Raw genomic sequence first — 24,742 nt, forward strand, 5'->3', positions numbered from 1 at the left:
TTGGCTTTCCTCTACCAACAGACAAAAAGCGCGCACTCTGAAGCAGTGCAAGGCAGATGTCAAAAGCGCCATGACAGGACGTAATCGTCCAGCACTTTAAATTGAATGTTTGAATAAAGAAAAAACCCAGCGGGTCGATAAAGCGGGAGGCTGGAGGGCGAATTGCGCCTACCGACACTTGCGAAGCCGAGCGGTGGCGCCCTTCGAGGCAACTTCCTCCTGCCCTACTACCAAAACCCTTACTGCTAAAAAGGGATTGCACCCCATGCCTTTGCGACAACTTTCCATCCAGTGGAAAATCACCCTGCTCGCCGGCCTGTGCCTTGCCAGCATCGTCACCCTGCTCGTCGGCCTATCGCTGTACCGCATGGACCACAGCTCGGACCTGGTCAAGGCCAGCAGCATGCAGATGCTTACCGAGGCTGCCCAGGCGCGTATCGAGTCGCAAGGTGAAGTTCAGGCGCTGAACATTCGCCGCCAGTTCATGGACGCCTATCAGTACGGCGCAGGCTTCTCGCGCCAGGTGCTGTTCCTGCGTGAGCAGGCGGAAAAACGTTTTCTGGACGCTTTCGACCTGCGCGAAGACATGACCCGCCAGGTGCATGCCGCACTGCAGGCCAACCCTGACCTGCTCGGCCTCTCGCTGGTGTTCGAGCCCAATGCGCTGGACAACAAGGACAGCCTGTTTGCCGGCAAAGCCGAGCTGGGCAGCAACGAAACCGGGCGCTTCGCCTTGTACTGGTCGCAGCCCCGGGCCGGTCAGCTGACCGCAATGGCTTTGCCCGAACATGATATGACCAACACCGAGATAGGCCCCAGTGGACAGCCAGCCAATACGTGGTGGACCTGCCCGCGCAGCACCGGCAAGGTCTGCGTGGTGGAACCCTACTTCTATGATATCGATGGTCAGCGCGTGTTGATGACCAGCATCGTCTTCCCGCTGACGGTCAACGGTAAGATCATTGCTACGCTCTCGATCGACATCAACCTCAATAGCTTGCAGGCCCTGAGCCAGGATGCCAGCCGCAACCTGTACGAAGGCCGCGCCACGGTTGGCATCCTCAGCCCGGTCGGCCTGCTGGCCGGCTATAGCGCTGATGCCAGCAAGCTGGCTCAGCGCTTCGACCAGGTCGACCCTCGCCAAGGCGCGGAGCTGGTACGCAAGATGGCCAGCGGCAAACTCAGCATCCTCCACGACCAGGCGCGCCTGAAAGTGCTCGCGGCGTTCGAGCCAATCCCAGGTGCCAAACCCTGGGGGGTGATGCTGGATGTCCCGGAAAACGCCCTGACCGGCCCTGCCGAAGCCCTCAAGCAAGAGCTCGACACCCTCAACACCAGCGGTACGCTGTTGGAGCTGGGCCTGGGCTTAGGTGCCGCAGTCGCCGGCTTGCTGCTGGTGTGGCTGATGGCCCGAGGTGTGACCAAGCCGATCCTTGGCGTGGCGGCGATGCTTGAGGACATCGCCAGCGGTGAAGGCGACTTGACCCGCCGTCTGACCTACGACAAGCGTGACGAACTCGGCGAGCTGGCCGGCTGGTTCAACCGCTTCCTGGACAAGCTGCAACCGACCATCGCCGAGGTCAAGCGCTCGGTGCAGGCTGCCCGTGGCACCGCGGACCAATCCTCGTCCATCGCGACCCAAACCAGCGCTGGCATGGAGCAGCAGTACCGCCAGGTGGACCAAGTGGCCACCGCCTCCCATGAAATGAGTGCCACCGCCCAGGACGTCGCCCGCAGCGCCGCCCAGGCCGCGCAGGCTGCCCGTGACGCAGACCAAGCCACCCGCGAAGGCCTGGCAGTGATCGACCGCACCACCAGCAGCATCGACGCCTTGGCAGACAACATGAGCCAGGCCATGGCCGAAGTCCAAGGGCTGGCCCAGAACAGCGAGAAAATCGGTTCGGTACTGGAGGTGATCCGCTCGATCGCCGAACAGACCAATCTGCTCGCCCTCAATGCTGCCATTGAGGCGGCCCGTGCCGGTGAAGCCGGCCGCGGATTTGCCGTGGTCGCCGACGAAGTGCGCAACCTGGCGCAGCGTACTCAGCAGTCGGTGGAAGAGACCCGCCAGGTTATCGAAGACCTGCAGACCGGCACGCGCGATGTGGTCGGCAGTATGGACCACAGCCATCGCCAGGCCCAGGGCGGCGTCGAGCAGGTGAGCCAGGCGGTGACTGCGTTGCAGCGCATCGGCCAGGCGGTGAGCGTGATCACTGACATGAACCTGCAAATCGCTTCGGCCGCCGAAGAGCAAAGTGCGGTGGCCGAGGAGATCAATAGCAACGTTGCGACCATCCGCGATGTGACCGAATCGCTCTCGGGCCAGGCCAATGAATCGGCGCGGGTCAGCCAGTCGCTGAACAGCCTGGCCAACCAGCAACAGGCGCTGATGGATCAGTTCCGCGTCTAGCCCTGGGCCGTGCAGTCATCGGTGCTGCAGTAGCCCTGGTCTGGCAGGTAGAAGCGCCCTGCCTGGACGATGCGATCGAGCAACGCCATGGCGCCCAGCACGTTCGGGCGGGCGCCCATTGGCAGCGTATCGGTCAGAGGCAGCGTGGCATCCTTGTACCCCGACTCCATGATCAGCAGATGCATCTGGTCGGCATTGAGGTAGAGGTGATGCTCTTCGATGGCGTAGGCCTGGATAAGCGCCAAGGCCCCGGTTACCAGGGGTGTAGCACTGGAGGTGCCGCTGTAGCTGTCGGTGTAATCCCGGTCGTGCTCATTCCTATCCTGCAGATCGCCGTAGCCCGTGGTGGCTACGCTGTCGCCCCAGGCATTGAGCATGCGGTAGCGATAGTTGTAGTTTGAATACTGATGCGGCTTGCCATCCCATGAATGGCTGGCGCCTACCAGAATCGCATCAGCATCGCCAAAATCCTCGAAATAGCTGAACCGTGCCAGGTCAACACCATAACCTTTAGTGGTAGCTATCCTGGGGTCACCCTGCCAAGTGCCATTGCACGCCGCATTGAGTACCACTGCGCCTCGCTCTGTCAGCGCGCGGGTGACGTCCCACCAAGCCTGATCATGCAGCGACGGCAGGAACGTACCCAGCGCATTGATATTGGCTGTCTGCCGATTGACCGCAACGATGTCTCCCGGATTCACATAGGCCAGCATTTTTTTCAGGGTCTGGGAAAGACCCTCGGCGTCCTTGGCCCGGTTGTCGTAAACGAACAGCTCTGCGCCGTGGCAGATGCCTGTCATGCCAAAGCCGTTGTCGCGGGCAACCAGGATGCCCACCGAAGCGGTGCCGTGCTTCTGATCGCTGTTATCGGCCGGCGGTATCAGTTTGAGTTTTGGGTTGTCGCGCAGGTCCTCATGGTTGAAATACAGGCCTGCGTCCGAGAAATGCACGCGCGCGCCCCTGCCATTGACACCCGCCTCCCAGGCTTTACGAATGTTCAGCCCCTTCTGCTGGGCGTCCGGTGCGTTCAGGTAGCGCTGCAGTGCGGTGAAGTCCGGAGTCGGCTGCGCCTCGCTGTGCGCCCTGTTGCCGGCGACGAAGGCGGCGCCCGTCAGTAAGGTGGCGAACACCGCCGAAGCCCCCAGAGCAAACAAATTACCAGGCACTACCTGCGGTGGCACAAAGGCTGCCTGCTCCACGTAATCCAATGCCTCCAGGCTCTGGATCAGTGCGACGAAGGTGGCGTTGGACATGCTCGCAGGCTGTTCCAGCCAATAATGGTTGGCCAGCACCGCAAAGCGCTCATCGTTGCGCTCTTGTGCGTTCAAGAAGGGTTGTACATCGATCATCCGGGCAAGCCCCGGCCAGTGGCGTTGCAGAAGCGACGCCGAGTCAGGCTGCAGGTCGGCCATCAAACGGGCGAAACCTCCCTGCTGAAAAACCAGGAGCAACGGCGGGTAGCGCTGGCCCTCTGGCTGGTAAGGGAACCTGACCGGCATAGGGTCAGACACTTGGCGCTTGCGACGCCCTGCCTGAGCAGGCAATGGCACGCGATCAAGGATGCGCCGGGTCAACTCACTCTCGGCAACCTGCACGACGAACGACGCCAGGCGCAAGATACCGTTGTCCAGCAGTGCAGGGTCCAGTTCCAGCGCCGCGCTATCGATCAAACGCACTTTGGGGGTTATCAGGTAGTGGCCGGCACGCACATCGCAGCTCAGAGTCGCAGGGCAGCCATAGTTGGCGACTTTGGCGCTAGTGGTTTGGGAAGGCACGGTAACGCCGTCCAGGTGAACGATGTTGCCCTCAGGGGTTTTGCGCTCCAGCAGATAGTGGATGGACTTGACCTTGGGCAAGTCGTCACCGATGCAGCGCATGTGAAACTTCCCATCGAAGGTGAAATTACGGTAGTACACGAAATCCAGCTCAAGGCTCATGAGTAGCTCCTGTAGACCACGGCCCGGTTGGGCGCGGCTTGCCAGTCTCATGAATCTGCAGCCGAGCACGCAGGCTGAAGTCGTTCCAGCGCTTGGCCTGGGCAACACGAGGGCGTTGGCTACACTTGCCCGATCCGCACGGCAATACTTGAGAGGTTCGAATGAGGAAGTTTCCAGCGTTGCTGGCCAGCCTGATGCTTGCCATGGGCCTGGCCAGCACGGGCAGCGCCGCAACGGCAGAGCCGGTAAAACCTATCCACTTTGGCGCCATCGGCTGGGAAAGCGGCGCTTTGACCACGGAAATACTGCGCCATATCGTCGAGCACGGTTTCGGCTACCCCACCGACACCCTGCCCGGCAGCACCGTGAGTATGGAAGTGGCCCTGGCGCGCAACGACCTGCAAGTGATCGCCGAAGAATGGGCCGGGCGCAGCCCTGCTTGGGTCAAAGCCGAACAGGCCGGGCAGGTCTTTGCCTTGGGCGACACAGTAAAAAACGCCGAAGAAGGCTGGTGGGTACCGGCCTATGTGATCAAGGGCGACCCGGCCCGTGGTTTGAAGCCACTGGCACCGACTTTGCGCAGCGTCGAAGACCTCAAAGACTACCCGCAAGTGTTCCGCGACCCTGAAATGCCAGACAAAGGCCGCTTTCTCAACAGCCCTAGCGGCTGGACCTCGGAAACGGTCAACTCGCAGAAGCTCAAGGCCTATGGTCTGGATGGGCTGTATAACAATTTCCGCAGCGGCTCGGGCGCAGCGCTGGACGCGGAAATCAATTCGGCCATCCGCCGTGGGCAACCGGTGTTGTTCTATTACTGGAGCCCGACGCCGTTGATTGGCCGCTACGACCTGGTGCGCCTGCAGGAGCCAGCTTTCAATGCGGCGGCTTGGGCGACCCTGACGGACGCCAAGAACCCTGATCCCAAAGGTAGCCAGTCATTGCCGGCCAAGTTGTCGATCGGTGTTTCCAAGGCATTTCGCGACAGCTACCCGGATTTGGTAGCGGTTTTCGAGAAAGTCGACCTGCCGATCGACCGGCTGAACAAGGCACTGGCCGAAATGAGCGACAAACGCCAGAAGCCCACCGATGCTGCGATCGCTTTCCTGCGCGCCAACCCTGATGTGTGGAAGCCCTGGCTGCCCGCCGATGCCGCCAGCAAGGTCGAGGCCAGCCTATGAGCGCAGGCTTCCCCGAAGCCCTTCAGGTGTCGTTCGCCGACGCAATCAACCGCCTGGTCGACTGGCTCGTGGTGCACTATGGCGACCAGTTACGCAGCATTTCAGATCAGCTGCTGCAGCTTTTGGTGGGGCTTGAGAACCTGCTGCGCCTGATTCCCTGGTGGCTGCTGCTGGTATTGGTCGGCCTTATGGCCTGGCATGCCAGCCGCAGCTTGCTGCGCAGCGTAGTGATGGTCGGGTTACTAGCGTTCATCGGCATGCTCGGGTTGTGGGACAAGCTGCTGCAGACCCTGGCCTTGGTGCTGGTCAGTACCGGCCTGTGCGTGCTGGTTGGTGTGCCGCTGGGCATCTTGCTGGCCACCCGCCCGCTGGCCAGGCGGCTGTTGATGCCGGTACTGGATGTGATGCAAACGCTACCCGCTTTCGTCTACCTGATCCCGGTCCTGATGTTGTTCGGCCTAGGCAAGGTGCCAGCGATATTCGCCACGCTCGTCTATGCTTTGCCGCCGCTGGTACGCCTGACAGAACTGGGTTTGAGCCAAATCGACCCGTCGTTGCTGCAGGCCGCGCATGGTTTGGGGGCTAGCCGCTGGCAGCGCTTGCGACGGATTGCCCTGCCACTGGCCTTGCCCAGCATCATGGCCGGCCTCAATCAATCAGTGATGATGGCGTTGTCGATGGTGGTGGTGGCGTCGATGATCGGCGCCCGGGGGCTGGGTGAGGACGTGCTGGCAGGCATTCAAACGCTCAATGTCGGCCAGGGCATCGAAGCCGGGTTGGCCATTGTTGCGCTGGCGATGGTCATCGACCGGATCAGCCAGGCGTATGGTCGCAAAGCACGATAACGTTGGTGATTGGCGCGCAGTTGCCACGCAGACGAAACGAAAAAACAGGAAGGAATAAGAATATGAATTCTTATTTCTTCTTAACGCTGCCTAGCCGCGTTATAACGTCGACCAACTGCGCAGCTGCCTCATGGGCCAACTGCCCGCAGCGCAATACCTCATCAACCGTGATCACGCACTCATAACACCCAGTCCCGGCTACTGAAGGCCAAGCGGTTGATGCTCATAGTTTTATACCCCGGTACGACGATTGCTCGAGCAAAGTCCCCCACACTCTAACCGAACTGGAGACATGCCGATGAGCACCCCACTGAACGTCGTCGCCCTTTCCGGCGGCACCAGCCGCCCTTCACGCACGCTGGCCCTCACGGAGGCCATCCTTGAGGAGTTGGGCCAGCACTTGCACATCAAGCCCCATCTCATCGAGCTAGGCGACATCGCTCGACCGCTGGGTGCCGCATTATGGCGTAGTGAATTGCCGGATACTGTCGAGCAACAGTTGCGCCAGGTGGAAAGGGCCGATTTGCTGGTAGTTGCCACACCGGTCTACCGTGGGAGCTTCCCAGGCCATTTCAAGCATTTGTTCGACCTGATCGGCCAAGACGCTCTGATCGACACCCCAGTGCTGCTCGCCGCGACCGGCGGCAGCGAACGTCACGCACTGGTGCTCGACCACCAACTACGCCCGCTGTTCAGCTTCCTTCAGGCCTTGACCCTGCCGATTGGCGTCTACGCAAGCCAAGCTGAGCTTGCCGAATACAAGGTGGCCAGCGACGCACTTGGGGCACGTATCCGGTTGGCTGCCGAGCGCGCTGTACCGCTATTCGCGAGTCACCACGCACTGCGTCGCAGCGCCTGAGAAGCCGCCTTGCAGGCACCTTGAACGGACTTGGCAGGCACTGTCAGTGGACCTTGCCGTACAGCCAGCTCAGTGCAGTGGACCGTGACCGATACGGCGCTAGGCCCGATACCGAACGCGGCGCTCTGCGCAGCAGCGGCTTGATATAGCTGCTGACTCTATGGGCACTTGGCGCCAAGCGCCCTGCCCCGTCGTGATCCCCTCAAAAAGCAGATGGGGCGCAAGCGCCCCACTGGTGTTTACTTCAGGTCGAATCGATCGAGCTCCATCACCTTCACCCAGGCCGCAACGAAGTCGCTGACGAACTTGTCATTCCCGTCGCTACTGCCATACACCTCACTCAAAGCCCGCAACTGCGCATGGGACCCGAATACCAGGTCAACGCGGCTAGCGGTCCATTTCACTTGCCCGCTCTTGCGGTCACGGCCCTCGAAGCTTTCGTTGTCCGCCGAAGTTGGCTTCCACTCCACGCCCATATCCAGCAGGTTGCGGAAAAAGTCGTTACTCAAAGTGCCAGGCTTGTCAGTGAATACCCCTTGCTTGTTATCGCCATGGTTGGCACCGAGCACCCGAAGGCCACCGATCAAAACCGTCAGCTCAGGGGCCGTGAGCGTCAGTAGCTGGGCTTTATCCAGCAGCAGCTTTTCGGCCTTGACGCTATAACGGGCCTTGGTGAAGTTACGCAAACCGTCGGCCAAAGGCTCCAGCACAGCGAACGACTCGACATCGGTCTGCGCCTGGGAGGCATCGACCCTGCCTGGGCGAAATGCCACAGTGCCGCTGAACCCAGCATCCTTGGCTGCCTTCTCGACCGCCGCAGTGCCCGCCAGCACGATCAGGTCGGCCAAGGACACCTTCTTGCCGCCGCTGTTGAACGCGCTCTGGATTTGCTCCAGCACCCCCAGCACCTTCGCCGTACCCGCATTCGCCGCCCAGTCTTTTTGCGGCGCAAGGCGCAGGCGCCCGCCGTTTGCACCACCGCGCTTGTCCGAACCGCGGAATGTCGAGGCTGCCGCCCAGGCGGTGGAAACCAGCTCGCCAACGCTCAGGCCCGAAGCCAGTACCTTGGCCTTGAGGCCGGCGACATCCTGCTCGTCCACCAGAGGGTGGTCGACTTTTGGCAGCGGGTCTTGCCAGAGCAGCTCCTCGTTGGGCATTTCAGGGCCCAAGTAACGTGACAACGGGCCCATGTCACGGTGAATCAGCTTGTACCAGGCGCGGGCGAAGGCATCGGCCAGCTGGTCGGGGTTATCTTTGAAACGCCGGGCGATCGGCTCGTAGATCGGGTCAAAGCGCAAGGCTAGGTCGGAGGTGAGCATGGACGGGGCGTGTTTCTTGGCCGGGTCATGGGCATCCGGCACGGTCCCAGCGCCCCCTCCGTCTTTGGGTCGCCATTGATGGGCACCGGCCGGGCTTTTGGTCAGCTCCCACTCGAAGTTGAACAGGTTGTTGAGGTATTCATTGCTCCACTTGGTAGGCGTGGACGTCCAGGTTACTTCCAGGCCGCTGGTGATGGTATCTGCGCCTTTGCCGCTGCCGAACTTGTTGGCCCAGCCCAGCCCCTGAAGCTCCAGCGCTGCTGCTTCCGGTTCGGGGCCGACGTTATCGGCCGGGCCTGCACCGTGCGTCTTACCGAACGCGTGGCCGCCTGCGATCAGCGCCACCGTTTCTTCATCGTTCATGGCCATGCGGCCAAATGTCTCGCGGATATCCTTGCCGGACTTGACCGGGTCAGGCTCGCCTTCCGGGCCTTCCGGATTGACATAGATCAGGCCCATCTGCACAGCGGCCAAGGGGTTTTCAAGGTTGCGCTCTGCCGACAGATCACGGCTTTGTTCTTCAGCATGTTTGGCAGGTTCGGCCACCAGGTCACCTTGGCCGGGTGGCTGCGCCTTGACCTGCTCTTTGCCATAGCGCGTATCACCGCCCAGCCAGACTTTTTCCGACCCCCAATACACGTCTTCGTCCGGCTCCCATACATCGGCGCGCCCGCCGGAAAAACCGAAGGTCTTAAAGCCCATGGACTCCAGGGCGACGTTACCGGTCAGAACAATCAGGTCAGCCCAGGAGATCTTGTTGCCATATTTCTGCTTGATTGGCCACAACAGGCGCCGAGCCTTGTCGAGGCTAACGTTGTCCGGCCAGCTGTTGAGCGGGGCGAAGCGCTGTTGGCCAGACCCGGCACCGCCACGGCCATCACCGATGCGGTAGGTACCGGCGCTGTGCCAGGCCATGCGCACGAACAGCGGGCCATAGTGGCCGAAGTCGGCTGGCCACCAGTCCTGGGAGTCGGTCATCAAAGCCCTGAGGTCGGCTTTGAGGGCTTGGAAATCAAGGCTCTTGAAGGCCTTGGCATAGTCGAAGTCCGGGTCAGGGCTGGACTTGGACGAGTGCTGATGAAGAATCCTGAGGTTGAGCTGGTCAGGCCACCAGTCACGGTTGGTGGTGCCGCCACCTGCGGTTTGATGGAACGGGCATTTCGATTCGTTCGACATCTGCTGTTACCTTTGGGTCGGTTATCCAGATTTACCGGTGTAGGCGAGGCAGTGTTGGAGTCCTGCTCAAGGCTTTTTGCCTACCCCTCATCAGGTCAGGTCGGCCACGCGCCGAGACGGCTTGCGAAGTGCTCAATCGGTGATTTCGCAGGGCCAGAACAAAGACTAGCCGAGCTTGGGCAGAGGTCTAATAGAGTGGCTCTAGCAGGCTGATAGCCGCGACGCATTCATCTTCTGCACAACGGCCGCCGACGTGCTTCAATACACAGCCAACCCCTCTGCCCCGGTGAGCCAAGCCCCATGAACCGCAACGACCTGCGCCGTGTCGACATGAACCTGCTGGTGCTGTTCGAAGCCTTGATGATCGAGCGCAACCTGACCCGCGTCGGCGAAAAGCTGTTCATTACGCAATCCACCGTCAGCGCTGCGCTGGCCCGGCTGCGCGAACTGTTCGACGACCCGCTATTGATCCGCAGCGGCCGCGCCATGGAGCCGACGCCGCGGGCCCTGCAAATTTTCGCTGAATTGGGGCCAGCGATGGATGTGATTTCTTCTGCCATCAGCCGCGCCCGCGACTTCGACCCGCGCAGCAGCTGCAATCAGTTCCGTCTGGGCCTGTCGGATGACGCCGAGTTCGGCCTGTTCCCCGCCCTGCTGCAAGCCTTGCGCGAAGAGGCACCGGGCATCAGTGTGGTAGTGCGCCGCGCCAACTTTCTGTTGATGCCAGGCCTGTTGGCCAGCGGCGAGATTTCGGTGGGCATCAGCTACACCACCGATCTGCCGGCCACTGCCAAACGGCGCAAATTGCGCGATATCGGCGTGAGAGTACTGCGTGCTGACGACCGCCCCGGCCCATTGACGCTCGACGAGTACTGCGCCCGCCCCCACGTGATGGTGTCGTTCTCCGGTGACATGAGTGGCAACATCGACCTGGATTTGGCGCGGATAGGCCGCTGCCGCAAGGTAGTGCTGGCTGTGCCGCAGTTCGGCAGCCTGCGCGCCCTGCTGTGCAATACCGAAATGATCGCCACCGTGCCCGACTACGCCGCCTGCGCACTGGCCGACGATGGCAATCTGCGGGCAGACCCCGCCCCGTTCGAGATCTCCGAGGCCGAGTTGTCGATGGTGTGGAGTGGTGCCCAAGACAACGACCCTGCCGAGCGCTGGCTGCGCGAGCGCATCCTGCAATATATGGCCAGCCCAAGCTGATCCATCGACCTCGTCGATAGCCACCATGAATGCCATCGAGTTCCGCTGCTGGGACGACCGGCGCAAGATGGCGGCATCCACGGATCGATGAGACGCTACCCATGAAAACCGGCATGCTGGCTGCCTTGCTCGCTTTGTTCGCTGCCCTGGCGGGGTGCACCACCTCGGCCAGCCCTTCGGGCGCCGAGCCTGAAGGGCATTTCTATTCAGCCACCGCCCTTTCCAGCCTCGCCTTGGCGCCAGGGCAACATGTGGCCGTGCTGTTGGGGCGCGACACGCAAACTACCCTTGGCTATCTGCAACAGCACCGAGGGCAGGCGCAGACTGCAGCGCCGCCGCGCAGTATTGCAGTGGCCACCCTGCGCGGGGGTAGCCAAGCCTACGACTGGCTAGCGCATTCGCTGGCGCAACAGTTCGCCGAGGTTAGGTTCTATGAAGACCTCGACAGCCTGCTGGCTGACCAGCCGGACGTGATCGTGCTGCTGGACAGCGAAAGCCGCCTGGCCACAGCCGACGTCGAGAGCCGTGTGGTGGCGCGCTTTTTCGACAGCCAACTGACCTACATCGGCCGCGCCGAAGGGCGAGCACGCAAAAATGTCGACAGCACGGCACGGCTACTGGAAAACGAAGCAGCGGCCAAAGCCGACGCCCTGCGCGATTTCGATCAGTCCCTGCAACGTTTGCTGAGCGGCAAGGTGTAACGACAACCGGGGTCCTGCACAGGGAACTCCCGCCAGTGCGGCGCTATCCTATGGGTGAGTGGTTTCTTCCCTAATGCTTGCTGCTACTGGAGAACTCGACATGCGCCACCTACTCATTGCCCCTGCGCTGCTGCTTCTGTTGCCTGCCGGTGCTGCCCTGGCCCGCGTTGATGCGGGCGACGTGGCAACTTCGGCAGGTGTTTCCGCATCGCTGTATTCCACCTTCAAAGACGATAAACGCATCATCCCTGCACGCGACGAGCTTTCTGCGTTCGTGGCCAGCGGTGGTAGCATCCGTGGCGCCTATGTCGAGTCCGCGCTGGAGCAGGTGCGTAAGGACAACCCAGGCTTGCAAGCCAGTGATGAAGAGTTGGCTAAAGCCATTCTTTCCCAGGATGACCCACTGGCCCATCACTGATATTCATCCGTACGCCTGACCCTCGACATCTTGGTTGCCAAACGATAAGCACCCAAGGTGTCGAGCCTTCCCTGCAGCGCCTGCGCTAATTCAAACCGGTCTTCTATACTCAGTCGTTCGCCCCGCTCTGCCCTGCAGCGCGCAACCTTGGCAGGGACTGGTCGGCTTGCCAATAAAAACAAAAGCCATCGAGTGAAGCCCATGAACATCCTCTACGACCCGCGTGTCGATGGAGCGTTGCCCAACGTTGATCAGCACGCGTTGCTGCAAGCTTTGCGTGATGCCTTGCCCGACCTGCATATCCTGCACCGCACTGAAGAACTCAAACCCTACGAATGTGATGGCCTTTCGGCTTACCGAACCGTGCCGCTGCTGGTGGTGCTGCCCGAGCGCTTCGAACAGGTGCAGGTCTTGCTCAAGCTTTGTCATCAGCGTGGCGTGCCGGTGGTGGCACGCGGCGCCGGCACCGGTCTGTCAGGCGGTGCACTGCCGCTGGCTCAAGGGATTCTGCTGGTGATGGCACGGTTGAACCGCATCCTTGAAGTCAACCCAGAAGGCCGCTTCGCCCGTGTGCAGCCTGGGGTACGCAACCTCGCCATCTCGCAAGCCGCTGCGCCCCATGGCCTGTACTACGCACCCGATCCGTCGTCGCAGATCGCTTGCTCGATCGGCGGTAACGTCGCGGAGAATGCAGGCGGTGTGCACTGCTTGAAATACGGCTTGACCGTGCACAATCTGCTCAAGGTCGAGGTGCTCACCATCGAAGGCGAACGCCTGACGCTAGGCAGTGACGCCCTGGACAGCCCGGGTTTCGATTTACTGGCACTGTTCACCGGCTCCGAGGGCATGCTCGGCATCGTCACCGAAGTCACCGTCAAGCTACTGCCCAGGCCTCAGGTGGCCCGGGTGCTGCTTGCCAGCTTCGATTGCGTCGAGGACGCGGGCCGCGCGGTGGCTCAAATCATTGCTGCCGGCATCATCCCCGGGGGCTTGGAGATGATGGACAACCTGGCGATCCGCGCGGCCGAAGCATTCATCCATGCCGGTTACCCCGTGGAGGCAGCCGCCATTCTGTTGTGCGAACTCGACGGCGTGGAAGCCGACGTGCAGGAGGACTGCGAGCGCGTGGGCGAGGTACTCAAGCAAGCCGGCGCCCGGGATGTGCGCCTGGCCTGCGACGAAGAGGAACGTGTGCGCTTCTGGGCCGGTCGCAAGAATGCTTTCCCAGCGGTGGGACGGCTTGCGCCGGATTACTACTGCATGGACGGCACCATCCCGCGCCGGGAACTGCCGCGAGTACTCAAAGGCATCAGTGAACTTAGCGAAACCTACGGCTTGCGTGTGGCCAACGTGTTCCATGCCGGCGACGGCAACATGCATCCGTTGATCCTGTTCGATGCCAATCAGCCGGGGGAACTGGAGCGCGCCGAGGCAATCGGCGGGCGCATCCTGGAGCTGTGCGTGGCGGTAGGCGGCAGCATCACCGGTGAGCATGGGGTCGGTCGCGAGAAGATCAACCAGATGTGCGCGCAGTTCAACAGCGACGAGATCACCCTGTTTCACGCCGTGAAAGCGGCTTTCGACCCACAAGGGCTGCTCAATCCAGGCAAAAACATCCCCACGTTGCAGCGCTGCGCTGAATTTGGCGCTTTGCATGTGCACCACGGGCAATTGCCCTTCCCCGATCTGGAGCGTTTCTGATGAGCATGGACTGCGATGTCAGCCAGGACTGGCTGGATCAGGTCAATCAGGCCCTCAAGCACGGCACGGCGCTGCGCATCCAGGGGGGCAACAGTAAAGCCATGCTTGGCCGTAGGGTGGAGGGCGAGGTGCTCGATACCCGCTGCCACCGCGGCCTGGTCAGTTACGACCCGACCGAATTGGTGCTCACCGCCCGAGCCGGCACCCCGCTGGTGGAAATCGAAGCAGCGCTGCACGAGGCTGGGCAGATGCTGCCGTGCGAGCCACCCCACCTGAGCGATGAGGCGACCCTTGGCGGCATGGTCGCGGCCGGGTTGTCCGGGCCGCGCCGCCCTTGGGCAGGAGCGGTAAGAGACTACGTACTCGGTACACGGGTGATCACCGGCCACGGCAAACTCCTGCGCTTTGGCGGCGAGGTGATGAAAAACGTAGCAGGCTATGACGTGTCACGCTTGCTGGCTGGCAGCTTCGGCTGCTTGGGGCTGGTCACGGAGGTATCGTTGAAAGTGCTGCCGCGCCCGCGCCAATGCTTGAGCCTGCGCATGCCGATGAGCCGCCATCAGGCGCTGGCCGAGCTGGCCACGTGGGGCCAGCAACCATTGCCGATCAGCGCCGCCTGCCATGAAGGCGAAACCTTGTATCTACGCCTGGAGGGGGGTGAAGGTTCAGTGCAGTCGGCCTATCGGCGCCTGGGTGGCGAGCTGCTCGATAGCCTGTTCTGGAGCGATCTGCGGGAGCAGCGCCTGGCATTCTTTGATGACCCCGCCCCCCTATGGCGGCTGTCGCTGCCGACCGCCACCGCAGAAGTCGACCTGCCAGGGCCGCAACTGATCGACTGGGGCGGCGCACAACGCTGGCTCAAGTCCAGCGCGCCAGCCGAGCTGATTCGTCAGCAGCTCGCCACGGTCGGTGGTCACGCCACCGGCTATTTCCCAGGTGATGACAGCACGGCACCGCTGCCCGCAGCACTGATGCGCTACCACCGCGCCCTCAAGCAGCAACTCGACCCCCAGGGTGTATTCAACCCTGGCCGTTTGTACCCCGATTTGTGAGCAGCCACCCATGCAAACCCACCTGAGCGATAGCGCCAAGCAGCTGGCCCGTGGCGACGAGGCCGAAAGCATTCTGCGCTCGTGCGTACACTGCGGCTTCTGCACGGCCACCTGCCCGACCTATCAACTGCTCGGCGACGAGCTCGATGGCCCGCGGGGGCGTATCTATCTGATCAAACAAGTACTGGAGGGTGAACCAGCCACCGCCAGTACCCAACTGCATCTGGACCGCTGCCTGAGCTGTCGCAGCTGTGAAACCACCTGCCCATCAGGGGTGCAGTATCACCACTTGCTGGATATCGGCCGCGCCGTGCTGATGCAAAAAGTGCCGCGCCCGCTCGGTCAGCGCCTGCTGCGCTTGGGCCTGCGCGCAGTCGTGCCGCATCCTGCGCTGTTCAAAGCGCTGACCCGCACTGGCCAAGCCTTGCGGCCGCTGCTGCCGGCCAGCCTCAGGTGCAAGCTGCCAGCTCGGGTAGCACCTGCCGGCGAACGGCCAGCGCCCCGTCACGCCCGGCGTGTGCTGTTGCTCGAAGGCTGCGTACAGGCGGCCTTCTCACCCAACACCAATGCCGCCACCGCGCGGCTGCTGGATCGCTTGGGCATCAGCGTGGAGCCAGCCTACCAAGCCGGTTGCTGCGGCGCCGTGGACTACCACCTCGATGCCCACCAACAAGGCCTGCAACGCGCTCGGCGCAACATCGATGCGTGGTGGCCGGCAGTCGAGGCCGGGGCTGAGGCCATCGTGCAAACTGCCAGCGGCTGCGGTGCGTTCGTGCGCGATTATGGCCACCTGCTCAAACAAGACCCGCACTACGCGGCCAAGGCTGCACGGGTCAGCGCACTGTCACGGGACCTGGTCGAAGTGCTTGGCAACGAGCCGCTCGAAAGGCTCGGCCTGTGCCCCGAGCAGCGCGTGGCCTTTCACTGCCCATGCACCCTGCAGCATGCCCTCAAGCTTGGCGGCCAAGTAGAAAGCCTGCTGTCACGCTTGGGCTTCACGCTCACTCCCGTAGCCGATGGGCACTTGTGCTGTGGCTCGGCCGGTACCTACTCGCTGACCCAGCCTGAGCTGTCGCGACAACTTCGCGACAACCGGCTCAATGCGTTGCAAAGCGGCAGACCCCAGGTCATCGTCACCGCCAACATCGGTTGCCAGATCCACCTGCACGCGGCCGCGCGCACGCCGGTCCAGCACTGGATAGAAGTCGTCGAGGCTGCCCTGCAACCGGACATCGATCCCGCTTAGCCAGGCGGTGATCGTCCGCAGGCACCGCGCAGGCTGGATCGCTCGGCCCTCCTCCAACGCCCATCGCCCTCAGAACTTTCCTACAGAAGATGCGGATGTGCCTTACTTGCGGCTGTCAGCCAGTAAAAACATGCTTCAGCCATCGAACCCGAGGAGGCTGCGCATGCACCCAGACACCCGCACCACCGCCGAACTGCGCAGTGCCCTGCGCGAATTGCTGGCTCACGACATCAGCAACCCCGACGACGACCCTCACCTCTCAGGCGTGCTGTTTTTCTGCGCCACCGACGAGCGCACTCGGCAATTGGTCGAACGCATCGAACTACTGGCCAGCGAGATCTTCTTCGACCCCTGCGGGCGGGCCGTCAGCTTCCAGATGCGCGCTGTTGGGGTCAAAGGAGTGTGCATCAAGCAAAAACGCAAGGTCCTGGCAGATGAGACGGTGATACGCATCGCGCTGGGCGCCAAAGGGTACATCACGGTAAGCACCACACGCTTGTGATCCGCTATTCTGAGCGCTCTTGCGCTTGGAAACCGATCATGGAATTGCATATCCGCCTGGACGGCCGCAAAGGCCTGGCCGACCAGCTCTACCAACAGCTACGCGCCGGCATCGATAGCGGCCATCTGGCCGCAGGCACACAACTGCCGCCGACCCGGCTGCTGGCAGCGCAACTGGGAGTGTCGCGCAAAACCGTGGCTGAAGCCTATTCCAGGCTGACCTACGACAACCTGCTCAGCGGTGTGGTCGGCCGCGGCACGTTCATCACGCCTCGCGTACCGCTGCCAAGCGGCGAAGCACGCACGGTGCCACTTGCGGCAGCGGCGACGCTGCAACGCTGGCAGCAACGGGCCACGGTGCTCGCCGGGCGTGGGCAGGAGGCGCCGTCGCGCTACGACTTCGTCGGTGGCGCTTCAAGTAAAGCGCAGTTTCCCTTCGACCAATGGCGTAGCTGCCTGAATTACGCCCTGCGCCGCAGCCAGCGCCATCCTGAGCGGCAGTTCGCTGCCCAGGGTTTGCCCGAACTGCGTGAGGCCATCGCCCACCATATCGCCTATGCGCGCGGAGTACATTGCAGTGCGGCAGACATATTGGTCAGCAATGGCGCACAGCAGGCCCTGGACCTGATTGCCCGTGTGCTGGTCGAGCCAGGTTGCCAAGTGGCCATGGAAGACCCTGGCTACCCACCGGCGCGGCAACTGTTCCTGGCGCAGGGCGCGAAGGTGCAATCCGTACCCGTGGACGATCAGGGCATGTGCGTTTCGCACATTGCCGATGGCACCCGCTTGATCTACGTAACACCCTCGCACCAGTTCCCGCTCGGCATGCCGATGAGCGAGCCTCGCCGCCATGCTCTGTTGGCGCGGGCCGCAGAACTCGGCGCGGTGATCATCGAGGATGATTACGACTGCGAGTTTCGCTACCAGGGCCCGCCAGCCGATGCCCTGCAGCGGCTGGACCGGCACGGGCTGGTGGCCTATGTCGGGACCTTTTCCAAGACCTTGCTGCCAGAACTGCGCCTGGGTTACGCGGTGCTCCCCCCAGCGGTGCTTGGCGCCGCCAGCGTGGCCAAACACCTGAGTGACTGGCATAGCCCGACATTGTTGCAGTGGGCGCTGGCGCGCTTCATAGCCGAAGGCCACCTGAACAAACACATTCGCCGCTGCCACGATATCTACAGCGCCCGCCGGGCACGAATCCTGGCGCGGCTGGACGACGACTTGTCGCCTTGGTTGAGCGCGGTGCCGGCCAGTGCCGGGTTCCACCTGAGCGCCCTTGCCCAGCCAGGTGTAGATATCGGGTTGCTGACCAAACTGGCCCGCAATGTACAGGTTGGCCTGTATTCTCTGGCACCTTTCTTCAGCCAAGCACCGGTACGCCCAGGGCTGCTGATGGGGTTTGGCGCCATCGAATTGCTGGACATCGACCCGGCGTTGGATCGGGTCCGCGACACCCTGCAGATGCTCAGTTGACCTAGGCCACTCGGTCATCCGGCGCGGGTCGCGCCAGCGCCGCTGCGTAGCCACGCGGGGTGAAACGCGCGGTTACCAGCAACATCGCCAGCACCGTGAAGGTCAACAGCGTCCAGGATGCCTGGAAGTCGCCGCTCATATCGCGCAACCAACCGGCAATATAGGGCACGATCCCAGTGATGATGAACCCGATGCCCTGCACGAACGCCGCGAGGCTACCGGCCTCGGCGGGTGCCTTGAGGTGCTCCAGAGTCAAGGTCAAGCTGAGGCTGAAGCAGGCACCCAAGCCGAAACCAATCATCGCCACCCATAGTCCCGTGGCCATGGTCGGCGCCAGCAGTAGCCCAACAAAGCCTGCAAGCTGTACCCCCAGAGCCAGCCAAAGACCTGGGCGGCGGTCGGTGACGCCGCGCAGCAACAAGGGTAAACCCAAGGCACCGCAAACCTGGAACAGGGTCATCAGCCCGACCAGGTCGCCGCCACCTTGCGCTGTACCGCCGTGTTCCAGATGAAAAGCTGGCAGCCAGGCGACCATACTGGTGTAGCCGCCGTTGATCAGGCCGAAATACAGCGCCAGCAACCAGGCCCTTGGAAAGCTGAACCAATGCCCGCTGCGGGCACTGCTGAGCATCGGCACGGGTGACCGAGGGCGCAGCACGGCCCAGGCGAGTATCGCCAGCACCGCTGGAATCGCCCACAGACCAAGCCCGGCCTGCCAATGGCCGAAGTGCTCGCTGACCCGCGGCCCCAGCATCGCTGCCAGACCTCCGCCACTCATCAGCGCCGCCGAGTACAGGCCCATGCACCCAGCCAAACGGGTGGGGAACCAGCGATTGACCAACCCGGGCATCATGCCCTGTACCACCGCCACGCCGACTCCAGCCAGTACCGCGCTGGCAACCAGTGCCCAGGCACTGTCCAACTGCAGCCGCCACAGGCAAGCCAGGGCAATGGCGCTGAGGCCGGCCAGCATACCGCCATGTTCGCTGACCCAGCGTCTTAGCCAAGGTTGCAGCAACGGTATCAGGCCCATGCACAGCACTGGCAGCGCAGTAAGCAGCGCCGCTTGCTGGTAGCCCAAGCCGGTACTGGCACGCATCGGCCCAAGCAACGGCCCGATACTGGTGAGGATCGGCCTCAGGTTCACTGCCAGCACGATCATCAGCAACAGGTTCAACGCCACTCTCATCACACATCCACTCCGCACAAGACCGCCTGATTATCCTGTCTGGGAGGTCAGGGTAGAAATGAAGAGATTGGATGCAGGTCAGTGGCCAGCTGAATAACCCGATTGGCCTCCCGGCAAACCGCGCGATTGGCTATGGGGCATGCAGGCGACGGCGGCTAATGTAGGGCCATGTCCACAACTGACCCCTGGAGCACGTATGAACGACCGTATCGAATGGGCCAAACACTCGCCGCAAGCCTACAAAGCCATGGTCGGGCTCGAGCAGGCTTTGGCCCAGAGCGGGCTGGAAAACACCCTACTGGAACTGGTGCGCCTGCGTGCCTCGCAAATCAATGGCTGCGCCTACTGTGTGAACGTGCATGCCAATGATGCGCGCAAGGCCGGTGAGACCGAGGCGCGCTTGCAAACATTGTGCGTCTGGCAGGAAACCCCTTACTTCAGCGCCCGTGAACGTGCCGCATTGGCATGGCTGGAATGCCTGACCCGGCTGCCCGAGCGTGGTGCGCCACAAGCCGAATACCAGGCATTGCACGCTCACTTCGAACCCACTGAAGTGGTCAACCTGACCTTTGCCATTGCCACTATCAATGCCTGGAACCGCTTCGGCGTAGGGTTCGCGATGGCCCCGGCCTGAGCCGAACCTGAAACCGGCCGTGGGATCGAGGCGCTGCCTTGCAGCGTTCGGCCCCACGAGCGCTCAGGCAAGGGTGCGTCGGCGGCTCAGGCAGGCGTAACCCATCATCAGCACACACAGCAAGGTAACCGCCAACAACCCCACCAGCTCCCGGCTGTAGCGCGCAACCAGCGCAGGGAAACCGGTGAACTCCCGATAGACTCGGATATCCGCTTCGCCCCCGGCGAAGCTCACGCCTATGCCACCTTGACGGATCTGCGAGTAGTCGGCGTCGAAGTACACCCAGACCTTGCACGCGCCGCCCTTTTCGATCAGAGGTATCAGCACCTGGGCTGTGGCCGCTTCGTACAATGTGTCGTTGCCAGCTGCATCACGTACCTGCACCAGGCCTTTGGCTGGTAGACGTACTTTTACCTCACGCACATCGCTGTCACCCAGGTTCTGCAGGTCGATGAGCAATCCGGTGCGATGATCGACCAGGCCGGCTTCGAAGGGCTTGGCAAACAGTTGCGCATAAGGGGCCTGGGCCATTTCGATCAACTTGTCGATCTGGTATTGATTCAACGCGCCGCCACTGATGCTATTGATCCGTGGCTGCAACTGCTCGTACTTGAGCTGGTCATTGGCCTTGCTGATGCGCTCGCTGAACTGGCTGGGATAGGTCAGGTAGGCGTAGGTCAGCGTCGCCTCGAGCCTTGGCTGGTTTGTGACCAGCACATAGGCCACCAGCAAGACCATCAGGCCAAGCAACATGGCAACCAGGGTTTTGCCGATTTTTTCCCAGCTCAAAAGCGTGCTTCCTTCTGTCACGGCATGAACAATCGATCCGGCGCAAAGGGTGACAAGTTCAACGCCGCCAGGCAAGCCCTCGAAGCCACGCTGCCTGCCGACGTGAAACCGCAAATGTGACTGACCTGCCCCAAGCGCCGCCGTAGCCGACGGTTGCCGCGCGCTGCCCGGTGTCTGCTGGCGAATCAGAAGCCGAGTGTTGCCGATAGCAGGTAAGTACGCGGGGTGGCCAGGGTCAAGCCAGGCTCGCTATCGTCCGGCGCGCCCGCCGATGCCCAGTAACGTTTGTCCATCAGATTCTCGACATTGGCGCGCAGGGTGACCTCAGTGCTGTCGAGCTTCAACGCATACCGCGCGCCCACGTCGAATCGTTCCCAGCCGTCGATCCGCTTGCTATTGGCCTGGTCCAGGTACTGGGAGCTGGAATGAATGCCCCGCCCTGTCAGGGTCAAACCGTTGACCCCAGGCACATCCCATTCCACGCCCAGGTTAACGTTGTATCGCGGAGTTGCCGGGGCGCGGTTGCCGTCAAAAGCGCCGTTGACCGTACCGGTCAGCTCGCTGTCGATGAACATCACGCCCCCGAGCACGCGGATACCGTCAAGCGGCTCGCCGAATACACTCAGTTCCACTCCACGATTTTCACGCTTACCGTTGGGGCCGAATACCCGAGACGTGGCATTGGTTTCGTACGCTGGCTGGCGGATGCGGAAGGCACTGGCAGTGAAAGCGACGCGGCCAAGATCATATTTGGCGCCGACTTCGATCTGACGGCTGATGAACGGTGGGAAGATCTGGTCCTCGTTGATCGAAGTCGACGGCGCAATCTTGCCTTGGCTCAAGCCCTCCATATAGTTGGCATAGAGCGAAAGCTGGTCGGTGACCTTGAGCAGCAGGCCAGCGGAAGGCGAAACCTTCTCTTCGTCATACGCTGTAGCGCCCTTGACCCCATCGCTCCAGTCGTCCACCTGCACCCGTTGCCAGCGAGCGCCCAGGGTCAGTAGCAGTCGATCGTCGACAAAGCCAAGTGTGTCGGCCAGCGCAATCCCGGAGAACCGATTTTCGGTGTAAGCCTGACCATCGCTGCGGGTTGGGGTGACCGGTGTTGGGGTAGCGACGGGGTTGTACAGGTTGCTCAGGGCCGTGGCATAGCGTGCGCCGCCGTTGGTGAAGTCCATGTAGAAGTAGCTGGCGGCCAGATTGACTTCATGGCTGACGGGGCCTGTTTGAAACCAGTTGCGCACCCCGGCCATGGCGGTGCGCACCGACTCGTCACGGGTGAAGTCGCGGGGCTGCACGCTGAAGTCACCGGCGTTGTTGATGATCGACACGTTATGGCGCAGGAAATCGTGGTGGCTCTCGCGAGCGCCGACTGCACCGTAGGCCATCAGTGAGTCGCTGATATCGTACTCGGCATTGAATGTGCCGAAGGTGTCGTTGGTGTGCGCCTGGCTCCAGCGCTGCGCATAGTTGTGGCGTACATCGCTGGCACTGGGCACCCTGGCATTGGCCCCGACCAAAACCCGCTCCTGGGGGGCGTCGGTGTCACGCTCAGTGTGGCCCAGGTCTGCCGACAGCCGCAGGCGCTCGCCCCTGAAGTCCAGGCCAAGCACGGCCATTTCGCGGTCCACGCGCTGCTGGCCCCACTCGGTATCGCCGCCCTGCTTCACCCCATTGAAGCGCAGGCCGAACTGCTCACCCTCACCGAATCGGCGGCCAACATCCACTGCACCGCCAACTTGGCTATTGGAAGCGTAGTTACCGGTGAACTCGGTGATCGGCTTGTCGCCAGCGCGCTTGGGGACCACGTTGATGGCGCCACCCACGCTGCCCCGCGGCGAAATGCCATTGATCAGCTGGCTTGGGCCTTTGAGAATGTCGACGCGGTCGGCCATCTCCATGTCGATTGAATAGGTCGGCAGGATGCCGTAGAGGCCATTGTAGGACACATCGCTATTGAACAGGCTCAAGCCACGGATGGTGAACTGTTCGAAGCGGCCGCCCGCCGGGTTGGTCGCACGCACCGAGGGGTCGCTGGCCACTACATCGCTCAAAGTGCGAGCCTGTTGGTTCTTCACCAACTCATGGGTGTAGGTGGTCATACTGAAGGGTGTGTCCATGAAGTCGCGCGCACCGAGCACGCCCTGCGAGCCCTTGCGCGCCACTTGCCCGCCCGCATAAGGCTGGCCGTCGTTGAGCTGGAGCTGGCCGCCGCTGATGTTGGTGGGTGCAATCTCCAGCACACTCGCGTCCTGGGGGGCCGGCACCAGGGTGAACGCCCCCTCGCCTACCGGCTGCAACAGCAGGCCCGTGCCGCGCAGCAATTGCAGGAAGCCTTCGTCGAGGGTGTAACGGCCAGACAGACCTAGGCTTTGCTGGCCACTGACCAAAGTTGGGTCAAGCGACAGGCTCACCCCAGCCTGGTCGGCGAAGCGTGTAAGCGCAGCGCCCAGGCTGCCAGCAGGTACTTCGTAGGTGCGCAGCGCTCGGTCTGCGGCCCATAGTGGTGTGCTGAGCAACAGGCTCATGGCGAACCCGGCACGCAGCAAGTAGCGCGTGGAAAGTGGCATTACAGCAGGCATCGAGAAGGCTCCCTAGTGTTCTTCTACCGGTAATGACCGGTGAGAAGAATAAAGGGGACAGCCTTAGCCACGAATTTCTCGCGCCGTCAGGCTTACCCAGTAACGGGTGTGGGTCTGCACATGCAGTGGAAGGCTGGCAGCCAACAGGGCCAACACCCGGTCGGTATCATCCAGGCGGAAAGTGCCTGTTACCCGCAACCGTTCCAACTCAAGATCCCAACGCAGCACACCTGGGCGATACCGGCGCAGCTCGTTGAGCAGGTCGCCCAATGGCCGATCGTTCAAGCGCAGCACGCCCTCGCGCCAGCCCAGCAGCAAATCGTCTAGGGCCGCAACCCGGCCAGGGCCGTCGGCCCCCACATCGGTTTGCTGGCCCGCTTGCAGCACCACGGCACCGCCACCTAGCGGGTACACCGTGGCCTGGCCTTTGACTACCGAGACTCGGCATGCCTGTTCGAACAGGTGCAGGCAAACGTCAGCGCCACTGATAATTACTTGCCCATAAGGCTGCTGCAGTACTTGGTTGCGCCCCTCGGGCACTGCCAAAGCTACCTCGCCACGCAGCAGTTTCACGCTCGCACCTTCAAGGTTCAGATCGACCGCACTATCGGTGTTCAGTTGCAACACCGCACCGTCACTTAGAACCAGCCGCCTGCGCTCGCCGACCGCCGTGTGCACATCGGCGGTCCATGCCTCTAACGGCAATTGCCGGCTCAGCAACCAGGCCGCGGGCGCCAGGGCGGCTAGGCCCAATGCCTGCTTGAGCAAGGCGCGGCGACTGGCCTGGGGGCGGTCTAGGGTAGCCATGGCCAACTCGGGGGGCAATTGCGAAAAGCGCTGGCGCAACTGCTGCGCTTTTTGCCAGGCCTGTTCATGTTCGCTGCTGCTGCCTCGCCATTGCGCCAGGCGCTCGAGGTCGCTCGGGCTAGCCCGACCGGATTCGAGCAATGCCAGCCAGCAGGCAGCTGCGCGTAGGGCCTCGCGCGTCTGGTTCGAATGCGTGTGCATCACAGCTGAGCCAATAGGCAGTGCTCGTAGGCCTGCGCCATGTAACGTTTGACCGTGCGCTCAGAAACACCCAGACGCTCGGCGATTTCGCAGTAGCCCAGGCCTTCGAGCTGACTCCAGAGAAAAGCCCTGCGCACTGCTGGCTTGAGGCCATCGAGCAGTTCATCCAACGCTTGCAGGGTTTCGAGCAGTATCCAGCGCTGCTCGGGCGACGGCAGACTCTGCTCCGGCAAATGTGCCAGTGCCTCGAGGTAGGCCTTCTCGAGGTTACGCCTTGTGTGAAAGTTGCTGAGCAGCCGTTTGCCTACGGTAAGAAGATAGGCACGGGGTTCGCGAAGCTCGGCCAGGGGCTGAGCGCTAGCGAGCAAGCGCAGGAAGGTGTCCTGGCTGAGGTCTGCGGCATCCCAGGCGTTGCCCATACGTCGGCGCAGCCAGGCCTCCAGCCAACTGCGATGTTCACGGTAAAGATCAGGCAGGCTGTGCTGGGAAGGCGGCGCGGCGTCGACCATGATGAA

The 24,742-nt window shown here is 62.3% G+C and carries 20 protein-coding genes and 1 pseudogene; 14 read left to right on the top strand and 7 right to left on the bottom strand.

Annotated elements, in window-relative coordinates:
• Positions 1–586: 586 nt before the first annotated feature.
• Positions 587–1,552: pseudogene (locus ACK59H_RS02735) on the top strand (HAMP domain-containing protein); the annotation flags it as partial.
• A 102-nt stretch (positions 1,553–1,654) separates the two neighbouring features.
• A complete protein-coding gene (locus ACK59H_RS02740; RefSeq protein ID WP_371326779.1) occupies positions 1,655–2,410 on the top strand; it encodes a methyl-accepting chemotaxis protein in 756 nt (251 codons plus the stop codon).
• Here ACK59H_RS02740 and ACK59H_RS02745 read toward each other — a convergent pair.
• Positions 2,407–4,347, bottom strand: a complete 1,941-nt coding sequence (locus tag ACK59H_RS02745; protein ID WP_409264236.1) for a S8 family serine peptidase — start codon at positions 4,345–4,347, stop codon at positions 2,407–2,409. The two genes, ACK59H_RS02740 and ACK59H_RS02745, sit on opposite strands and share 4 nt — an antisense overlap.
• Positions 4,348–4,508: 161 nt before the next feature.
• On the opposite strand from ACK59H_RS02745, the gene ACK59H_RS02750 reads away from it, so the two are divergent.
• The 3 genes from ACK59H_RS02750 to msuE all read left to right on the top strand — a co-directional run bounded on the left by ACK59H_RS02750 (position 4,509) and on the right by msuE (position 7,229).
• Positions 4,509–5,525, top strand: a complete 1,017-nt coding sequence (locus ACK59H_RS02750) for an ABC transporter substrate-binding protein (RefSeq protein WP_060479106.1) — start codon at positions 4,509–4,511, stop codon at positions 5,523–5,525.
• The gene (locus ACK59H_RS02755; RefSeq protein ID WP_060479107.1) at positions 5,522–6,370 is read left to right on the top strand and encodes a proline/glycine betaine ABC transporter permease; all 849 of its coding nucleotides are present in this window, start codon (positions 5,522–5,524) and stop codon (positions 6,368–6,370) included. The genes ACK59H_RS02750 and ACK59H_RS02755 overlap by 4 nt, the downstream gene beginning before the upstream one ends.
• Positions 6,371–6,668: 298 nt before the next feature.
• Entirely contained in the window at positions 6,669–7,229 is a 561-nt protein-coding gene (msuE, locus tag ACK59H_RS02760; RefSeq protein WP_060479108.1) for an FMN reductase, read from the top strand.
• Positions 7,230–7,468: 239 nt separating this feature from the next.
• Here msuE and katG read toward each other — a convergent pair whose 3' ends face one another.
• Positions 7,469–9,724, bottom strand: coding sequence for a catalase/peroxidase HPI (gene katG, locus ACK59H_RS02765; RefSeq protein WP_261745399.1), 2,256 nt, complete (start codon positions 9,722–9,724; stop codon positions 7,469–7,471).
• 300 nt (positions 9,725–10,024) lie between these two features.
• Here katG and ACK59H_RS02770 point away from each other — a divergent pair, with 300 nt between their 5' ends.
• The 8 genes from ACK59H_RS02770 (at position 10,025) to ACK59H_RS02805 (ending at position 18,025) form a co-directional block, all read left to right on the top strand.
• Positions 10,025–10,933 carry a LysR family transcriptional regulator gene (locus tag ACK59H_RS02770; protein WP_060479110.1) on the top strand — a complete coding sequence of 303 codons (909 nt, stop codon included), beginning with the start codon at positions 10,025–10,027 and terminating at the stop codon, positions 10,931–10,933.
• Positions 10,934–11,034: 101 nt separating this feature from the next.
• Positions 11,035–11,634, top strand: a complete 600-nt coding sequence (locus ACK59H_RS02775; RefSeq protein ID WP_060479111.1) for a hypothetical protein — start codon at positions 11,035–11,037, stop codon at positions 11,632–11,634.
• 100 nt (positions 11,635–11,734) lie between these two features.
• Positions 11,735–12,052 carry a DUF2388 domain-containing protein gene (locus ACK59H_RS02780; RefSeq protein ID WP_060479112.1) on the top strand — a complete coding sequence of 106 codons (318 nt, stop codon included), beginning with the start codon at positions 11,735–11,737 and terminating at the stop codon, positions 12,050–12,052.
• A 201-nt stretch (positions 12,053–12,253) separates the two neighbouring features.
• The gene (gene glcD / locus ACK59H_RS02785; protein WP_060479113.1) at positions 12,254–13,753 is read left to right on the top strand and encodes a glycolate oxidase subunit GlcD; all 1,500 of its coding nucleotides are present in this window, start codon (positions 12,254–12,256) and stop codon (positions 13,751–13,753) included.
• Positions 13,753–14,805, top strand: a complete 1,053-nt coding sequence (gene glcE / locus ACK59H_RS02790) for a glycolate oxidase subunit GlcE (protein WP_060479114.1) — start codon at positions 13,753–13,755, stop codon at positions 14,803–14,805. The genes glcD and glcE overlap by 1 nt, the downstream gene beginning before the upstream one ends.
• A 10-nt stretch (positions 14,806–14,815) precedes the next feature.
• A complete protein-coding gene (gene glcF, locus ACK59H_RS02795; protein WP_060479115.1) occupies positions 14,816–16,051 on the top strand; it encodes a glycolate oxidase subunit GlcF in 1,236 nt (411 codons plus the stop codon).
• Positions 16,052–16,214: 163 nt separating this feature from the next.
• Positions 16,215–16,553: a hypothetical protein gene (locus ACK59H_RS02800; protein WP_060479116.1), complete on the top strand. Its 339-nt coding sequence runs from the start codon at positions 16,215–16,217 to the stop codon at positions 16,551–16,553.
• A 38-nt stretch (positions 16,554–16,591) separates the two neighbouring features.
• Positions 16,592–18,025: a PLP-dependent aminotransferase family protein gene (locus ACK59H_RS02805; RefSeq protein WP_409264237.1), complete on the top strand. Its 1,434-nt coding sequence runs from the start codon at positions 16,592–16,594 to the stop codon at positions 18,023–18,025.
• Between the two features lies 1 nt (position 18,026).
• Here the strand turns inward: ACK59H_RS02805 and ACK59H_RS02810 are convergent, their stop codons facing one another.
• Positions 18,027–19,214: a CynX/NimT family MFS transporter gene (locus tag ACK59H_RS02810; protein WP_060479117.1), complete on the bottom strand. Its 1,188-nt coding sequence runs from the start codon at positions 19,212–19,214 to the stop codon at positions 18,027–18,029.
• A 196-nt stretch (positions 19,215–19,410) separates the two neighbouring features.
• Between ACK59H_RS02810 and ACK59H_RS02815 the strand changes: the two genes are divergently transcribed.
• A complete protein-coding gene (locus ACK59H_RS02815; RefSeq protein WP_060479118.1) occupies positions 19,411–19,848 on the top strand; it encodes a carboxymuconolactone decarboxylase family protein in 438 nt (145 codons plus the stop codon).
• 63 nt (positions 19,849–19,911) lie between these two features.
• On the opposite strand, the gene ACK59H_RS02820 is transcribed toward ACK59H_RS02815, so the two are convergent.
• From ACK59H_RS02820 to ACK59H_RS02835, 4 genes are all read right to left on the bottom strand, one after another.
• Positions 19,912–20,637 carry a hypothetical protein gene (locus ACK59H_RS02820; protein WP_060479119.1) on the bottom strand — a complete coding sequence of 242 codons (726 nt, stop codon included), beginning with the start codon at positions 20,635–20,637 and terminating at the stop codon, positions 19,912–19,914.
• Between the two features lie 185 nt (positions 20,638–20,822).
• Positions 20,823–23,219 carry a TonB-dependent receptor gene (locus ACK59H_RS02825; RefSeq protein WP_060479120.1) on the bottom strand — a complete coding sequence of 799 codons (2,397 nt, stop codon included), beginning with the start codon at positions 23,217–23,219 and terminating at the stop codon, positions 20,823–20,825.
• 63 nt (positions 23,220–23,282) lie between these two features.
• A complete protein-coding gene (locus ACK59H_RS02830; RefSeq protein ID WP_060479121.1) occupies positions 23,283–24,227 on the bottom strand; it encodes a FecR domain-containing protein in 945 nt (314 codons plus the stop codon).
• The gene (locus ACK59H_RS02835) at positions 24,227–24,736 is read right to left on the bottom strand and encodes a sigma-70 family RNA polymerase sigma factor (protein ID WP_060479122.1); all 510 of its coding nucleotides are present in this window, start codon (positions 24,734–24,736) and stop codon (positions 24,227–24,229) included. The genes ACK59H_RS02830 and ACK59H_RS02835 overlap by 1 nt, the downstream gene beginning before the upstream one ends.
• Between the last annotated feature and the right edge of the window lie 6 nt (positions 24,737–24,742).

Source organism: Pseudomonas sp. KCJK9000, from assembly GCF_046230725.1.
GTDB classification, from domain to species: Bacteria; Pseudomonadota; Gammaproteobacteria; order Pseudomonadales; family Pseudomonadaceae; genus Aquipseudomonas; species Aquipseudomonas promysalinigenes.

Excerpts from the sequence above, each read along its gene's own strand:
- glcD (WP_060479113.1), top strand. The coding sequence starts at position 12,254 with ATGAACATCCTCTACGACCCGCGTGTCGATGGAGCGTTGCCCAACGTT.
- ACK59H_RS02830 (WP_060479121.1), bottom strand. The coding sequence starts at position 24,227 with ATGCACACGCATTCGAACCAGACGCGCGAGGCCCTACGCGCAGCTGCC.
- ACK59H_RS02810 (WP_060479117.1), bottom strand. The coding sequence starts at position 19,214 with ATGAGAGTGGCGTTGAACCTGTTGCTGATGATCGTGCTGGCAGTGAAC.
- glcE (WP_060479114.1), top strand. The coding sequence starts at position 13,753 with ATGAGCATGGACTGCGATGTCAGCCAGGACTGGCTGGATCAGGTCAAT.
- ACK59H_RS02775 (WP_060479111.1), top strand. The coding sequence starts at position 11,035 with ATGAAAACCGGCATGCTGGCTGCCTTGCTCGCTTTGTTCGCTGCCCTG.
- ACK59H_RS02755 (WP_060479107.1), top strand. The coding sequence starts at position 5,522 with ATGAGCGCAGGCTTCCCCGAAGCCCTTCAGGTGTCGTTCGCCGACGCA.
- ACK59H_RS02800 (WP_060479116.1), top strand. The coding sequence starts at position 16,215 with ATGCACCCAGACACCCGCACCACCGCCGAACTGCGCAGTGCCCTGCGC.
- katG (WP_261745399.1), bottom strand. The coding sequence starts at position 9,724 with ATGTCGAACGAATCGAAATGCCCGTTCCATCAAACCGCAGGTGGCGGC.
- msuE (WP_060479108.1), top strand. The coding sequence starts at position 6,669 with ATGAGCACCCCACTGAACGTCGTCGCCCTTTCCGGCGGCACCAGCCGC.
- glcF (WP_060479115.1), top strand. The coding sequence starts at position 14,816 with ATGCAAACCCACCTGAGCGATAGCGCCAAGCAGCTGGCCCGTGGCGAC.
- ACK59H_RS02835 (WP_060479122.1), bottom strand. The coding sequence starts at position 24,736 with ATGGTCGACGCCGCGCCGCCTTCCCAGCACAGCCTGCCTGATCTTTAC.
- ACK59H_RS02745 (WP_409264236.1), bottom strand. The coding sequence starts at position 4,347 with ATGAGCCTTGAGCTGGATTTCGTGTACTACCGTAATTTCACCTTCGAT.
- ACK59H_RS02770 (WP_060479110.1), top strand. The coding sequence starts at position 10,025 with ATGAACCGCAACGACCTGCGCCGTGTCGACATGAACCTGCTGGTGCTG.
- ACK59H_RS02815 (WP_060479118.1), top strand. The coding sequence starts at position 19,411 with ATGAACGACCGTATCGAATGGGCCAAACACTCGCCGCAAGCCTACAAA.
- ACK59H_RS02825 (WP_060479120.1), bottom strand. The coding sequence starts at position 23,219 with ATGCCTGCTGTAATGCCACTTTCCACGCGCTACTTGCTGCGTGCCGGG.
- ACK59H_RS02740 (WP_371326779.1), top strand. The coding sequence starts at position 1,655 with ATGGAGCAGCAGTACCGCCAGGTGGACCAAGTGGCCACCGCCTCCCAT.
- ACK59H_RS02805 (WP_409264237.1), top strand. The coding sequence starts at position 16,592 with ATGGAATTGCATATCCGCCTGGACGGCCGCAAAGGCCTGGCCGACCAG.
- ACK59H_RS02750 (WP_060479106.1), top strand. The coding sequence starts at position 4,509 with ATGAGGAAGTTTCCAGCGTTGCTGGCCAGCCTGATGCTTGCCATGGGC.
- ACK59H_RS02780 (WP_060479112.1), top strand. The coding sequence starts at position 11,735 with ATGCGCCACCTACTCATTGCCCCTGCGCTGCTGCTTCTGTTGCCTGCC.